The sequence below is a fragment of the Psychrobacter sp. H27 genome (genome assembly GCF_059072655.1).
The window spans coordinates 2006160-2021331 of the sequence record NZ_JCACRX010000001.1 but is presented as its reverse complement, the minus strand read 5'-3'; the positions used below and the strand labels follow the sequence as shown (position 1 = coordinate 2021331).

At 45.5% G+C, this 15172-nt stretch carries 12 protein-coding genes; 2 read left to right on the top strand and 10 right to left on the bottom strand.

Going from position 1 to position 15172, the window contains the following annotated elements; translation table 11 throughout:
• Positions 1 to 46: 46 nt before the first annotated feature.
• Entirely contained in the window at positions 47 to 937 is an 891-nt protein-coding gene (locus AC5JPY_RS08230; RefSeq protein ID WP_443525049.1) for an alpha/beta fold hydrolase, read from the top strand.
• A gap of 13 nt (positions 938 to 950) precedes the next feature.
• On the top strand, positions 951 to 1568 hold the full coding sequence (locus AC5JPY_RS08225; RefSeq protein WP_493852336.1) for an alpha-ketoglutarate-dependent dioxygenase AlkB family protein: 618 nt from the start codon (positions 951 to 953) through the stop codon (positions 1566 to 1568).
• Positions 1569 to 1646: 78 nt separating this feature from the next.
• Here the strand turns inward: AC5JPY_RS08225 and AC5JPY_RS08220 are convergent, their stop codons facing one another.
• The 10 genes from AC5JPY_RS08220 to AC5JPY_RS08175 form a co-directional block, all read right to left on the bottom strand.
• Complete coding sequence (locus AC5JPY_RS08220; RefSeq protein WP_443525045.1) at positions 1647 to 2489, bottom strand: EcsC family protein; 843 nt, start codon at positions 2487 to 2489, stop codon at positions 1647 to 1649.
• Positions 2490 to 2684: 195 nt separating this feature from the next.
• Entirely contained in the window at positions 2685 to 3683 is a 999-nt protein-coding gene (locus AC5JPY_RS08215) for an NADP-dependent oxidoreductase (RefSeq protein ID WP_443525043.1), read from the bottom strand.
• A 140-nt stretch (positions 3684 to 3823) separates the two neighbouring features.
• Entirely contained in the window at positions 3824 to 4579 is a 756-nt protein-coding gene (locus tag AC5JPY_RS08210) for an endonuclease/exonuclease/phosphatase family protein (RefSeq protein ID WP_443525041.1), read from the bottom strand.
• 247 nt (positions 4580 to 4826) lie between these two features.
• Positions 4827 to 5744 (bottom strand): ABC transporter ATP-binding protein, encoded by a 918-nt coding sequence (locus AC5JPY_RS08205; protein ID WP_443525537.1) that lies wholly within the window; start codon positions 5742 to 5744, stop codon positions 4827 to 4829.
• Positions 5745 to 5759: 15 nt separating this feature from the next.
• Positions 5760 to 6701: an ABC transporter permease gene (locus AC5JPY_RS08200; RefSeq protein WP_443525039.1), complete on the bottom strand. Its 942-nt coding sequence runs from the start codon at positions 6699 to 6701 to the stop codon at positions 5760 to 5762.
• Positions 6702 to 6773: 72 nt separating this feature from the next.
• Positions 6774 to 7799 carry an ABC transporter substrate-binding protein gene (locus AC5JPY_RS08195; RefSeq protein ID WP_443525037.1) on the bottom strand — a complete coding sequence of 342 codons (1026 nt, stop codon included), beginning with the start codon at positions 7797 to 7799 and terminating at the stop codon, positions 6774 to 6776.
• 119 nt (positions 7800 to 7918) lie between these two features.
• The gene (gene atzF, locus AC5JPY_RS08190) at positions 7919 to 9754 is read right to left on the bottom strand and encodes an allophanate hydrolase (protein ID WP_493852335.1); all 1836 of its coding nucleotides are present in this window, start codon (positions 9752 to 9754) and stop codon (positions 7919 to 7921) included.
• 79 nt (positions 9755 to 9833) lie between these two features.
• Positions 9834 to 13487: an urea carboxylase gene (gene uca, locus AC5JPY_RS08185; RefSeq protein WP_443525034.1), complete on the bottom strand. Its 3654-nt coding sequence runs from the start codon at positions 13485 to 13487 to the stop codon at positions 9834 to 9836.
• A 59-nt stretch (positions 13488 to 13546) separates the two neighbouring features.
• On the bottom strand, positions 13547 to 14176 hold the full coding sequence (locus AC5JPY_RS08180) for an urea amidolyase associated protein UAAP2 (protein WP_443525535.1): 630 nt from the start codon (positions 14174 to 14176) through the stop codon (positions 13547 to 13549).
• A gap of 229 nt (positions 14177 to 14405) precedes the next feature.
• Complete coding sequence (locus AC5JPY_RS08175; protein WP_443525032.1) at positions 14406 to 15170, bottom strand: urea amidolyase associated protein UAAP1; 765 nt, start codon at positions 15168 to 15170, stop codon at positions 14406 to 14408.
• Between the last annotated feature and the right edge of the window lie 2 nt (positions 15171 to 15172).

The window sequence follows — 15172 nt, the reverse complement described above, 5'->3', positions numbered from 1 at the left end:
CAAAAAATAAATCATAATAAATAAGTCACAAGGAAGTGTTTATTTTATGGACGCATTCACACGCAGTATCACCCTTAGCAAAAAAAAAGCACGCTACTATAACCTGAGCCAGTTCAATCAGCCAGCAGAGTCAACGACGACTCAGCGTGCACCAGCACACTTTTATGGTGGTAACAGCTTTACGGTTGGTACGTATATGCCGCTACTGAGTGAGCTAGCAAATGAATTTGATATGAGATCACTTGCCTTGCGCGGTTACTGGTACGATAAACCGCAAAGCCGTCGCCTCACACGTGAGCAAGATGCTGATATGCTGATTGAGTTTTTAGAACAAACGCAAGATAAGCCTGTCGTGGGTATTGGACATTCCCAAGGCGCAACAGCTACGGCAATCGCTGCTGCCAAGCGTCCAGAGCTGTTTTCGCAGCTGTATCTCATAGAACCTGTCACATTTACCAAAAGCCAAGCCACTTTATATAATCTATTGCCTCGCTCTGTACTTCTTAGCCAAGAACCATTTAAAAGCACATCAACTAAGCAATCGACTTGGTCAAGTACTGATGACTACTATCAGAGCCTACGCGCGCAGCGTGCTTATAAGCGCATCAGTGATACACACTTGCAGATCTTTGCTGAGCAAAGTCTAAGCAAAAATACTGATGGCAGCTACACGCTTATGTTTGCACCTGGACAAGAGCTGGCAAACTATTTTGGTGCGCCTCATATTGATGCTGCGCTCAAAAAATTGAGCTGCCCTTATACGTTAATCACCGGTAAGCCTACCTTGTTTATCAGTGATAAAGTACGTAAAAAGTGGCGCAAGTTTGTACCTGATGGCAGTCTGATCTCATTACCAGATTATGGTCATCTACTGCCGATTGAGGCGCCTACACTCTGTGCCCGAGTCATCAATGATCATCATCAAAACAGCAAATAGCGACCACTAATCTATGACTGATCTCTTTGCCCCTGCTCCTACCGATAATTTATTGCCTTATGATGGTAAAGTTAATGATTTGGGCATAATTATCGACGACGCTCATACTCTCTATGACACTTTATTAGATGAGTTACCGTGGCAGCCAGACATCGTGAGATTGTTTGGTAAGACCCATGTGACGACTCGTCAAATTGTCTGGATGGGAGAGACGGATGCCGATTATCAGTATTCAGGGCATAAACGGCAGACGGTACCGTGGTCAAGTATAGTGTTCCACGTGAAACAACAGGTTGAACAGGCTTTGGTAGATGTCGGTATTGTGGTCGATTTTAATACCTGCTTGCTCAACTATTATCCTTCTGGGGTTGACGGTATGGGCTACCATGCCGATGACGAAAAAGAGCTTGGTCATCAGCCAATTATTGCCTCTCTATCTCTAGGTGCCACACGCAAATTTGTTTTTAAGCATAAAAAAACTCAAGACAAAGTTGAACTTCATCTTGAGTCTGGTCAATTAATTGTCATGCATGGCGCGACGCAAAACTTTTGGAAGCATACTGTCACTAAAACAAAAGCAGTCTCTACTGGGCGGATCAGCCTAACATTTCGGCAAATGCTCACCCGTTAGTAACAGCGTCATACTGAGCGATGTATTCGTTAAGTAGTCTAGTTTTATGTAGGGTTAGTAGTTATGCGCAAATACTAACTATACACGGCGATCCAAAAAACGCTCTCTGTAGCATTGGTGCGCCGCCTCACAAACACTGGCAGTATAGCTGGCGTTGACACCGCCTGCGACCACCGCACCCACTGTTGGGATAATCTGTGCTGCTTTTGTTTTGACCATATTGGTCGCCACTTTGGTTGCCGTTTGACGTACTACCCGCGACATTACCTCTTCATTAACTTGGTTAAATGCCTGCGTCTGCGGATCTTTGACCATTGCATCAGTATTATCCAAAGCAGCTTTGCGCTCCTCGGCAGATGCAGACGTCGCCACCGCTAACAAAGACATGGCAAACAACTGCTCGCCTTTATTATTAATATCAAAACCATAGTAAGTCGCATACTCACCAATCGCACGTAGATTTGCCGTAATGAGACCGACCACGTCAGCAGGTATACCTACCCACCCGGCGACTCCAGTGGTCACCCCCTGAGCACTCGTTAAAGCCACATATTTACTTTTAAACAATTCAACCTGTTTATCAACGACAGCAATCGGTAAGCGTTCAATATCAGAGAATGTAGTGATAGAAGAGCCTGCGATATCAGACTCGTTTTGATAAGTATTGATGACGTCCTGGGTATTCAATGTCCAGTTTGCGGCATTACTCAAAGCGGTGATAGACTGCTCTGTGGCTTTTGTCAGCGCATCACCGAATTGCGGCATACTCATAAGCGCGTCACCTGCTTCAACAATAGGTTTGTTGATAACGGACAGCGCTTTATCAAGTACGCTTTTATCAGGGTTTTTCCACGCTTCTATGTCTTCACGGACTTTGGCTTCATAAGCAATGTGATCATTTGTTTTTTCGTTAGTAGTCATATTAGTCCCTTTATTAGTATCGTTCACTTTCTATCTTATGATAAACAAGGGGCGACTACAGGGGTGTTCTGTTGTCCAACATAAAACTTTCGTATGATTTATTAAGTCATCAGTTGGTTTTATTAGGTTTCAACAGAAATCCCATTACTAATAAACCTGACTAAATACTGCCTAATACTCGAGCGATCTTGACATTCAATCAGCAGCTGACAAGACAATTTTGCCAAAAGAATCGCCTTTTTGTAGCTCATGGTGAGCGGCAACGACTTCAGATAATGGATAGATCTTTTGAATCTTCAAAATCAGCTTACCATCAGCAACTTGCTGTAAAACACGTGCCATATCTTCACCGTTACGTTGCGACTTATAACCTGCCACGTTTAGGTTTTTTTGACTGCCGGCTTCTTTGAGCTTATCTACCCAAATGGTGGGTAATACATAGACATGACCTTCAGGCTTCATCACGCTAAGTGCGCGTATCCCTGCATCACCGCCGACCAAATCTAACAGCACATCCGCTTGCAGCTCAGGAAAATCCTCATCCTTGGTGTAATCAATCCAGCCTGCCAGCTTAGATACCTCTATCAACTCATCAAGCTTAGCGTACTTTTCTGGTGAGCAAATAACTGTTACTTTGATATTATCTTGCGCCACTTTGTTCATAAGTAATTGAATCAATAAATGACCAACGCCGCCTGCTGGTGCATTAATTACCACGTGCTCGCCTGCTTTTATATCCGCAAAATCTACAAACTGTAATGCGGTTTGACCAATACAAGGCAACCCCCCCGCTTGCTCCAGCGTGACACTTTCTGGTACTTTTGCAAGCAACTTGGCATCTACTGCGGCATATTGTGCATAGCCACAACCACTAAAGCTCAAAGCAGCCACTCTATCACCGATAGCAAACTGGTCGCTATTACTGCTGACGACCTCGCCTGCTACATCAAATCCTAAAATTGCAGGCTGGTCATTGTCGAATTTTTCTGTTTGGATAGCAGTCGCTCCCCACCCTTTACCTTGCCGCGTCTTATAGTCCACAGGGTTGATACCAGCATAGGCAATTTTTATCAATACTTGCTCATCGGCCAGCTCTGGTACTGCCACACCATCTTGATATTGCATGACTTCAGGCTCACCAAATTCGCGTATGAGTACTGCATGCTGAGTGTTCGGTATTTGATTATTAGACATCGTTATATATCCTTATATATTATCGGGCAATTTATTTTTTACCCATTTATTGACTAGCACTTTATGTAATCGAGCTTTTCTTACAGAAGCTTTGTTTGATAGCGCGTTTCTCATTGTTTTTTTGGTACGGTAATGCTGTTTTATGGCAAGGCCAATTCTGCGCTAATCGGTAGATGGTCTGATAGTGCCGACCAAGGCTTACCAGTGTGTACCCACGCATCTTTGACTATCAAATTACGCACATAGATACGATCTAGGCTGAGTACTGGCAGTTTTGCTGGAAACGTCGGTAATAGTTTACCGTGACAATCCTTAAACGCTTCTATCATACCCAGCTCGGTCGCAAGCTTGTCACAAGACATCTTTTTCCAGTCATTAAAATCACCTGCCAATATAAGCGGCTGATCAGGCGCGATCTCATGTCGCACATAGTCGCTGATCGCTTGATACTGTTTGATACGATCACGCTCAAACAAATTGAGATGCGCGCATAATACAACGACCGGTCGCTCCCAACCATTAGGCTGTACTTCACAGTGTAAGACGCCGCGTTGCTCAAGTTTATTGACGGTAATATTGACGTTGTGTTTTGGATCTAACGGGAATCGGCTTAATACGGCATTGCCATGATGACCATTCTCGTATTCTGAGTTTTTACCGTAGCTGTTTTCTAGATCTAAAAACTCACCAAACCATTCATGCTGCGACTGATTTGGGTATTCGTTGTATTGCATGTTGCGCTTTAGGTTCTGTCCCTGCACTTCTTGCAGACACAGTATATCTGCACCGACAGCCTCTAGCGCTTTGGCAATACCTTGCATTTTTACTTGGCGGTTTAGTGGTGACATGCCTTTGTGAATATTGTAGCTGGTCAACACAAAAGAGTTGGTAGTCATAAATTTGTTCGTCATAAATAGATCAGCAAGCAGATGAATACGCTACTGAGTATAACAGCAGTCGTATTTATCAGCAGCAGTTAATCAGAGATAACTCGTAGTAGTATTGCTAAGCAAAACCGATAAACCCATCACAGCTTTTGTGACTAATGATAATAGAGCACAACCGCTGCGCTATATGGCTAGCAACGATTGTGCAGGTTAGAACGGAGACCGAACACTGCCTTTTTCAACTTAAGACAAATAGCTATGTTACGGATTTGTGTTTGTCCAAAGGGGTCATGCGCGGGATATCTGGCATATCTGTCAATGCAGGGTCAATGACAGGTTGTGGGTTATGAACGATGCTATTGATACGTGCTTTTAGTTGTAAAAAACGACTGTCTGTCACAATATCGGGAGAACGAGGCCGTGCGAGCGGTACTTCAATAATCTCTTGAACCTCTCCTGGATTTGCCTTGAGTACCACGATACGATCTGACAGTAACACCGCCTCATCCATATCATGCGTAATAAATACGATGGTAATATCAATATTACGCCATAGATCTAGTAGATGCTTTTGCATTTTTTGACGTGTATAAGGATCAAGTGCACCAAATGGCTCATCCATGATCAACACCTTTGGCTCGTTGACCAGTGCGCGCGCAATCGCAACACGCTGCTTCATACCGCCAGACAGCTGGTGTGGATAGTGGTTTTCGTACTTAGTCAGTCCGACCACATCTAGCCACTCACGGGCACTACGCTCTGCGCTCGACTTACTACGGCCACCCATGATAGGACCAAACATCACATTTTCTTTGACTGTTTTCCAAGGAAATAACGTATAGCCTTGAAAAACCATGCCACGGCTAGCACTTGGGCCTTTGACTTTTTCTTTATCAACGACTACCTCGCCGCTAGGATACGCATCTAAGCCTGCAACGATACGCCCCAGTGTTGACTTGCCGCAACCAGAAGGACCAATCACACATACAAACTCACGCTCATAGATTTTTAGGCTGACATCTTTCAATATTACTTTTTGGCTACCACCTTGATCGAACGACTGTGTCAATTGCTCAACTTGCAACACTACATTTCTCTGATACAAAGCTTTGAAATAGTCAGTGGCACCGCTATGGGTGGTGCGAGCACTATGTGTAGGGACGGAAGAGACCATATCGTTATTTATCATTTAAATACTCGCTTTCCATTTGAAGAGTTTTTTACCGAGCTGGTACAACAAGATATCTGTACCTAAACCGATAAACCCAATGAGTAGAATACCTGCATAGACGTTATCAAAATGCTGGTAGCGGGCTTGTTGCACAATAAACCAAGTAATACCTGATGTCGTCCCTATCAGTTCAGCAACAATCAAATATGTCCATGCCCAGCCGAGTAGAACACGCAGGTCTCGATAGACGTCGGGCAAGACGGCAGGCAGCAGTACATAAAAGAAACTTTTTAGTTTGGTCGTGCCTAGCGTGTAGCCTGCCTCAATCAAACCAAGATCCATGGTACGCGTGGTATTTGCAATGATTAGAATCTGTTGAAATAGAGTCCCAATCACGATGATGGCAATTTTTGGTCCATCGTAGATACCAAGCACTGCCACGGCCAAAGGTCCAAATGCGGGTGCTGGTAGATAGCGAAAGAACTCTACGAAGGGCTGAGTAATTTGTGCAATTTTTTGAGAAAATCCGCACAGCAGCCCTAACGGAATACCGACGATAGATGAGATAAAAAAAGCGATAAATACCGTACGGATACTCTGCCAGAGACTCTCATGTAACCACGGCCCATCCGCTTGCGCAGGCGGGTTGACGAAGGCAGTGACCATCGCTGTGGCTACCTCATCCGGTGCTGGCAAGTAGACAGGATTGACCAGTTTTCCTTGCGGTGGTGCTGCATCAGAGGCCATCGCATCTTGTGCTTCGCGGTAAAATACCTCTTTATCAATGCGGCTACCCTCTTGTAGATAAGTACTCGCGCCAGCATCGGTAATCTCAACTTGTGGATGCCAGATAAAAGGAAGGTAGCTGACCGCACACCATAGTAAGATCGGAATCAAAAATGAGAGTACATTGAGCCCAAGAGTGGTTTTCTTGGTTAGATATGTGTTGATATGACTCATGGGCTACCCTCTAAAACGATGATGAAGACTCAACAACCACTGCCTTTGCAATAGATAAAACGGCACTTATCCTTACTGATTAATCAAGTCAGGATAGATCAATTTATCGATATCAAGCTTTTGATCATAAATCTGATTGTCAATATTGAACTGATTGACATGATAGCTAGATCCATAGATAGAGCTGAGCTCATCAGATTTTGCAAAGATTCTCTTGTTATCTTCAAGACCCATCAGTTTTGTCCCATTCAAGAAGGCACTATATTGATCAGCAGGCACGTTGACCTTGTTAGACATAATGCTAATCGCATCATCTCTAGTCGCTGGATCATTGATATAGTTGACGACCTTGCCCCACACTTGGATGATTTTGGCGTACTCTGCCTTGTGCTCAGATAGGCTGGCGGGACTGACGGCTAACGTGTCATAAATAAGACCCGGCTTATCCGCTGAGGTATAGATAGCCTTTGCACTTGGCACATTTTTTAGGGCTTGATTGGCATTGGGTTGCCAGATGGAGACGGCGTCAATACTCTCATTTGTGAAGACTTGTGGTAACTCGTTTGTGGTGGCATTGACCAGTGTCACATCAGCCTCTGTCAACCCGTTATCGGCCAGCGCGCTATTGAGCAGCAAATGATCTACCAAGCCTTTTTCAACACCGATTGATTTGCCTTTTAGGTCCGCTATGCTAGTGACCGACGGTTTAGCAATGATCTGGTCATTACCTGCTGAATAGTCGTTAACCAAGATAATAATGCCCTCACTACCACTCGCAGCGTTGACTAAATTGTCGCCATTGGTCACAGAAATGGCGTCCAGCTGATTAGAGGCAAAAGCAGATAACGAAGCAGAATAATCAAACCATTTAAATTCAACATTGACGCCAGCTTCATCAAACCAGCCTTTATCAATTGCAATCTGCCACGCTACCCAGCCAGGCCAATCACTGTAACCGATAGAGATTGGTTCGTCATTTGAGGCAGTGACTTTTTCTGGTGCTGCCTCCCCTTCAGGTGCTGATACGGTAGCCGTGTTGTCACAACCAAATAGCATAAAGCTTGAGAAAACCGCAAAAGTAAATAAGCGTCGATTCATGAGTCTTGCTCCTTGAATAAAGACAGGCCCATTATGGGAATGTCCGTTGATTATTGTTATGCAATACCATGAGAGATATCGGCATTGCTTGCGTTACTGTTTTCGGATAATGATTAGAGTTATTTGATATAAGTTACGGACTCTGATTGTTCAGCTATATAAGATTTCCAACCACCAAACTCGGTCACATTCGTACCACCTTCAAATCCGTACTCTTCACAAATAAAGCTTTTGACCCAGCGTCCATCTGCCAATTCGACATTGCCGATGCCTAATGGTGCAGGCACTTCGTTGACGATGTCACCAAATTTTGCTTTGGGGATTCGCCAGACTTCTACTGCAATCGAGCGTCCTTCGTCATGGCGTCTCAGTCCCGGTTTGGCAGGTGTCGATCCTGCCAATGCAAAGAGCTGATAGGCATGTGCCGTTTGGGTTTGCTCAGACAATACACCGCCTCTATCGGTCAGCTGATAGTTGAGTGGCATACCACTCAAATGCGCACCAACCACTGCTAGTGCTACACTACTATCACTATCATCTGTGCTCAGTGGAATAAGCGATTGTGGTTGATTAGATTGAGCGGTTTGGGTTTGAGAGGTGCCGGAGTGATAATGATGGTGAGAGGTTCCCATTGGTATATCCAGAGCGGTTTGCCATTGATGCCCAAAGTTGGCTAAGGCTTCATCATGCCAGCCCATAGCGATAAAGGTCACACCGCGTGGCAGGCCATCTCTAGCGATTAGATTCGGCAACGCCAACGCCGACAAGTCCGCTAGATTCACAAAATTAGTATAAGCACCCATGTGACTATTTTTCGTTAACGGGTCAGCATTGACCGCATCGATGGTATAGATGGTTGGTGCGGTTGGCACCATTAAGGCATCAAATTTAGATAGCGTTTGTTGAATACGGCGACTTAATGCAGCACGAGAATACTCAGCACTCATCGCATCAACCGCATTGTAGTTCTCAGCTTGACTGATGATTTGGCGAGTGACAGGTAGTAGCGCATCGCGCTCGACGAGCTGATCAATGGCAAAGGTGCGTTCACTAACCCAGCTGTCGTTATAAAGTGCATCTGCTAACTCATTGAAGACGGTAAAGTCTATCGGTGTGATCTCATAACCCATCGTCTGTAGCTGCGAGATGGCTATCTCAAAAGCCTGCTCTGACTCGGTATCGCCGTAAAACTCTAAGGTATCAGGGATAGCAATTTTGCCAAGACTAAAGGCGACTGGCGCAGTGGCAGGATGGGTACGACTGTAATCATCCTCTTTATCGTAGCCTTTCATTAGCTGAGCTACTTGCCACGCATCATCAACACCCAGCGCAAAAATAGAAATCACATCATGTAATCGACACGCTGGAATGAGACCCGTACTGGAGAACCAGCCTTTTGTAGGCTTCAAACCCACTATGTTGTTGTGACCCGCAGGTACACGTCCAGAGCCTGCCGTGTCCGTTCCTAATGCAAAAGGCACGATGCCATTTGCCACACTGACCGCAGAGCCTGAGCTTGAGCCACCACTGATATAGTCAGGATTGAAACTGTTGGCCACCGCCCCATAAGGTGAGCGCGTACCTACCAGTCCTGTCGCGAACTGGTCAAGATTGGTTTTGCCGATGACGATAGCGCCTGCCGACTTGAGCTTGGCAATCACATGTGCGTCTTTGTCAGCCAAATACAAAGGATCTGTACATCCTGCCGTGGTATGAAACCCTGCCACATCGATGTTGTCTTTTACCGCAAACGGTATGCCGTATAGCGGTAAGTCTTGGGAGTTTTGCGTGGCGATACTGTCAATCTGAGCGGTCAGCTGCTCAGGAGTCGCAATCTCAATCCAAGCATTATTATCATTACTAATACCCGCCACATAATCTAATAGATCACTTAGCTGGGTCGTTCCTTCGGCATAAGCGCTTTGCCAATCTTTGATCGTCCAATTCTTTTGCATAGTTGCTCTCTCTATTATTCTTCGCCATTTTTATCGTTGTTTTGCTATCTCACTATCGGCTAGATGAGTCCGTACAGCATCAGCTTTCTTCGTGTATGTCTGAGTCTGCCACCAATGTCTCGTGAGCAGTAATGGGTGCAAGTACAAATAAAGGCTGCTCGGGTTTCACTGTAGTACCAATCTCAATTTCAATACTCACCACCTGCATCGCAACGGGTGAGACAATTGGTATCTCAATTTTCATAGCCTCTATGATTGCTAGAGTCTGCCCCTCATCGACTACATCACCTACCGCGCAAGAAATCTTCCAGACACTGCCCATCATATGAGCTTTAACGACTACTCCGCCCTCAGGTACAGAGACCTCTGATGATACTTCTACCGCGTCGATATCTTCGCCAACATACTGATCAAGTCCTTGCTGCTTCCAGCGTTGTCGCTCTGCATCAAAGTTGGCTTGCTGCTGATCTTTGAACGTCTGAATACTATCCTTGTTTTCACTCAACATCTCGTAATACTCAGCGAGGTTTAACACACTATCCTCAACCTCAATAGATAGTTCACCTGCTTTAAAGGCAGTTCGCATTAATAACAGTTCTTCTTCACTAACTTCATAAAAGCGAATTTGATCAAAGAATCGTAGCAGCCATGGTTTTTCGGCTTCAAAGCTTGGATGTGAGCGATAGCGGTTCCAGATTTGTAGCGTCCTACCGACGAACTGATAGCCGCCTGGGCCTTCCATACCGTAGATGCACATATAAGCGCCACCGATACCCACCGCATTCTCTGGTGTCCATGTTCTGGCAGGATTGTATTTGGTAGTGACCAAACGATGTCTGGGATCGAGCGGTGTGGCAACAGGCGCACCCAAATAGACATCACCAAGACCCATAACCAAATAGCTGGCATCATAGACAATATCTTTGACCGCTTGGGCAGAGGCCAAGCCATTGATACGTCTGATAAACTCGATATTATCGGGGCACCAAGGTGCGTCAGGATAGACAAGTTGCTGATACTTCTCCGTTGCTAGCTTAGTCTGAGAGTCAGCCCACGCCATGGGAAGATGGACAATTCTGGACGGTACTTGCATATGTTTAATATCGGGTAACGCGCTTTCTGCTTGCTTGAGGATTGCCAGCAGTGCTGCCTGTGGCAATTTCAATGAATGGTAATGCACTAATAGTGAGCGAATACCTGGCGTCATATCGATAATGGCATCGATATGCTGTGCTTGTAGGCACTCCATCAATGCCTGGACGCGGAAGCGCAGTTGCAAATCAAGCACCTGCTCGCCGTACTCAATCAATATATAGCTGTCTCCAGCAGGACGATACACCACTTTTGGTTGGTCATTATTGATGGGTAAAGTGTCTAATATGGCTGTTTGCAATGTTACTTTTTCTGTATGAATAGGTAAATCATAATCCACCAAATCACAGTGATCAGCCCGTAGCATGTCATCGTAACGCTGATGTAGTTGTGCAGCTTGATCGTAGCTGACAGGGACAAACTGCACTCGATCACCTGCTTTGAGCTGTCCCATTTTCCAGCGCTCACCTGCGACAATGACGCTTAAACACACAAAGCCACCGAGGCTTGGTCCATCAGGTCCTAGAATGATCGGCATGTCACCTGTGAAGTCAATCGCACCAACAGCATAGGCATTGTCATGGATATTTGAGGGGTGTAGCCCTGCCTCGCCGCCATCTTCACGCGCCCATTCAGGTTTAGGTCCGACCAGACGGATACCAGTACGGCTAGAGTTGTGATGGACATCCCATTCATGCTCAAAGAACTGCGTCACATCAGCATCCGTAAAGAAATCTGGCGCGCCATGTGGTCCATACATAACCGCGATTTGCCATAGTCCATTAAACGCCGGTTGCTGGGCAGCAGGTAAGGCTTTAGTAGCAATGGACGTATCGCACTGTACAACGGGTAGCATGTCGCCGATAAGTAAGTTACGACCTGCATGACCACCAAACTGACCTAAACTAAAGGTCGCTTGACTGCCTAGATACTCAGGGACATCTATGCCACCTTTGATAGCGATATAGCTTCGGCAACCTGAGGTGATATTGCCACAAATGAGTTTTTGACCTTTACGTACAGGAATGGTTTGCCACATTGGTTGCTCTACACCATCCAAGGTACAGGCCATGTTACCGCCAGTAATAGCAATCTGACTGTCGCAATGGAACAATAAAGTCGGTCCAGTAACCACGCACTCAAGACCTGCAGTGTTAAATGGGTTACCCAACAGCTGATTGCCCGTATTGAGACTCAGACCATCTATCGCACCTGATGGAGGTACGCCCACATCCCAGTAACCTTCTCGGCCGAGTACATCTTGTACGGCCGTCTGTACGCCCGACTGCAACACTTCGATTTTTTGACTGAGCCATGTAAAAGTGTTCAAAAACCTTGTAGTCTGCTCGCCTGCATAAAATGTCTCTGAAGCCACTATCTGCTGCAAATACTCAAGATTGGTTTCAAGACCTGCCATACGTGACACGGCCAAACTTTGGCTCATTTTCTCCAGTGCTTGCTTGCGATCAGGTGCCGTAACTATTATTTTTGCTAGCATCGGGTCATAAAAGGCTGATATTTCACTGCCTGTTTCTATCCAAGTTTCAACTCGAGCGGCTGGGTCAAAATAAGCATCCGTTAAAATCCCCGTGCTTGGTTGAAAGCTTTTGACAGGGTCTTCGGCATACAGACGCACCTGAATCGAATGTCCTAATGCGCGCAGTGGCAACTCTGGCAACACGAACTCGCCTGCAGCCAGCTCAATCATCCAGCGTACTAAATCCACTTGATAGATTTCTTCTGTGACACCATGCTCAACTTGCAAGCGTGTGTTCACTTCCAAGAAATAGAAGTCTTGCGTCGACACATCCATCACAAACTCCACGGTACCAGCAGAGCGATAGTTGACCTGTTGCATGAGCTTAGTCGCCACCGCTTGTAGGTTTTGTCTTTGTACGTCTGATAGTAAGGGCGCTGGCGTTTCTTCAATCACTTTTTGATTACGACGCTGAATAGAACAATCACGCTCTCCTAAGGTGATGATATTACCTGCCCCGTCACCAAATACTTGCACTTCGATATGGCGAGCATGCTCTACAAATTTTTCGAGATATAGCCCAGCATCACTGAAGTTGCTTTGTGCCAAATGATGCACAGACTCATAAGCATCTTTTAGTTCGACCTCATTCCATACCAGACGCATGCCGATACCGCCGCCGCCTGCAGTGCTTTTGAGCATGACAGGGTAACCAATACGCTCGGCCTCACGTAATGCTTCGTCCACATCTTGTAGCAGCTCGCTACCGGGTAACAATGGCACTTGGCTGTCAATGGCGAGCTTACGAGCTGTATGCTTGAGCCCAAAGCTCAGCAGCTGCTCAGAGGTTGGCCCAATAAAAGCGATTCCAGCATCACTGCAGCGATCACAGAATGCAGCGTTTTCTGATAAAAACCCATAGCCAGGATGAATGGCTTCTGCGCCTGAATCTATCGCTGCTTGCAATACTTTATCCATATTCAGATAGCTATCACTGGCAGGACCCGAGCCGATGTTTATGGCTTCATCAGCCTGACTGACATGTAGTGAGCCTCGATCTACATCGGTATAGACAACGACTGAGCCGACACCCATTTGCTTTAAGGTACGTATAATTCGGCAAGCAATAGCACCGCGATTGGCAATCAATACTTTTTTAAACATCACAACTTCCTCAGCATTCTCATTAATAGGCAGTATCGTCTTGTTCGAAAATCGCTTACTTACTCATAAATCACCAGCTCAATGGGCGTGGGGTTATAGCCGTTGCAGGGATTGTTGAGCTGAGGACAGTTCGATATCAGGACAATCATGTCCATTTGAGCGGTGATATCGACGTATTTACCAGGGGCTGAGATACCATCATCAAACGCCAAACTACCGTCAGGCGTAATAGGTACGTTCATAAAGAAATTGATGTTTGGTCCGACATGACGTAGGTTCAGATCATATTTTTGAGCAACTGAATGCGTTGCTAGAGTATGCATAAAGTTGTTACGGCAGCTATGCATGGGATAAGTATCATGAGCGTAACGCACGGTATTGCTCTCACATGAGCATGCACCGCCCAACGTATCATGACGACCACAAGTGTCATCTGTGATAGTGGCAATAACTTTCCCTCTATTAGTGAATAGCTGACTGCCCATCTCCAAAAACAGCTTTTGATTTTGTGCCAAGGTATCCGTGGCACTATAACGTTCAGCCGTATCAGCACAGCTGATAAACAAGGTATCGACTGCCTGATTGCCTTCGGCATCTATAATGCGCAAGGTCTGGTCTTTCTTAACCTCGGCCATCCACCCCTCTCCAGCAGCACACGTTTCACGCAGCTTGATCTGCTTTAGATCCATTGACTCTAAAGTTGTTGTGGCTGGATTTTGCGTATATTCATCGTTATTTTTAATATCATTATTAATTGTCATGAGTCTGCTCTCTTAGTTATTATAAATAGTTACTATGAATGGTTATGGACGTAGGTATGGTGCTCACGAACCTATAGAGTCGTTTTACCAGTCAAAAATTAGAAATTGATAACCACTTACTTAATAAATGCCTTCGACTATCGAACACTGCCTGTCGTTAGGCGTTCGTATAGTCGCCAAAATAGCGTGCATTGTTTTCAAACCCACGTTGGTTTTGCGAGCAGGAGTCACGACAAATATCAAACTCTGCCTTCGACACGATAGGCGCTGCCTGCTGAATGGTTAGTTCAATATCAGCTGGATCATAGATGTCTGATGGATCAAGTGGATGCGGGGCGTTACAGATGAATACTAAGCAATTCATCTCAAACCGTAGGGCGATAGATTGGTTGGTGTTGTCAGCAGCGATATAGGACAGCTGCCCTTGTAGATCGGGGATGACTTTGGAGAATAAATTGACCGTTGCCGTAAGATCGCTCTCATTTAGCGCAAACTTCGACATCTCTGTTAGTAGTCCGTCAAGACCATTTTGATAGCGCTCGTTACGAGCATCTTGGAAGGTTTTTTTGCCATATTGTGAGCTGATCATAGCAGCGGTGCTAGGGCCACAAATAGCATCGTTCCAGCCATGGTCATCGCTGATAATAGAGGCCAGCACTCGGCCCATATCGGAGTAGAGTACGTGACCTTCAGATAGGTATAAGGTGTGTTGTGCTTTTAGACTATCTGGCATGTTGAAGCGTTCAAGCTTCTCATCAGCATTAACCACATATAGGCTAGCATTGGCATTGGCTGCCATTGATTTGAGCGTTAATACAGTGTTTTTGTTGATACGTCCACACCAATGGTGGCCACCTGGTAGAGGCATGGTGAAACGGTCTGAATATGAACTATCGGAAGTAGTGATTGAAACGGATGACATAA